Annotated in this window: 1 protein-coding gene; it reads right to left on the bottom strand. The window is 71.5% G+C overall.

The features are described from left to right. Positions 1-429 (bottom strand): hypothetical protein (locus D3P35_RS25995; protein ID WP_157982366.1); only part of this gene is annotated, 429 nt, incomplete at its 3' end. Positions 430-520: the final 91 nt, after the last annotated feature.

Below are 520 nucleotides of genomic sequence, written 5' to 3'. Positions count from 1 at the left end.
GAGGATGCGGGCCTCGAAGGTGAGGCGGCGGGCGGCGAAGATCACCTCGCCGCGCTCCACGTTGATCTCCGAGCCCACGGGGCGGATCACCATGACGAGCCCACCGAGGCTGCCCGCGGCGGCGATCACGCGCTCCACGGCGAGCTGCAGGTCGTCGACCTGGTCGACGGGCTGCTGGTCGTAGCCCTGCGCCTGCAGCACGAGGTCGAGGAGCACGGTGCGCTCGTCGCAGGCCATGCAGTCGGGCGCGATGCGCTCGGAGCGCACGTAGCAGTAGAGCGCCGGCAGCATCGTGTCGGGGATCGCTCCGCCCGTGGGCGGCTGCTCGAGGATGGTGACGTCCCGCTCCTCGCCGCCGACATCGAGGGTGATGCCGGCGGCGCGCAGGGCGGTCACCACGCGCAGGCGAAGCGCCTTAAGCGGGTGCATCTATGCGCCTCAGCTCGATCGTCATCCGCGCGTCATCGGCCGGGCTGCCGGAGGGCAGCGCGGAGATGCAGCGGTAGGTCTTGCCGTTGCC

The sequence above is a fragment of the Oceanicella sp. SM1341 genome (assembly GCF_003448965.1).
Lineage (GTDB): Bacteria > Pseudomonadota > Alphaproteobacteria > Rhodobacterales > Rhodobacteraceae > Paroceanicella.
The sequence above is the reverse complement of the archived record's forward strand: the minus strand, read 5'-3'. Positions and strand labels throughout refer to the sequence as shown.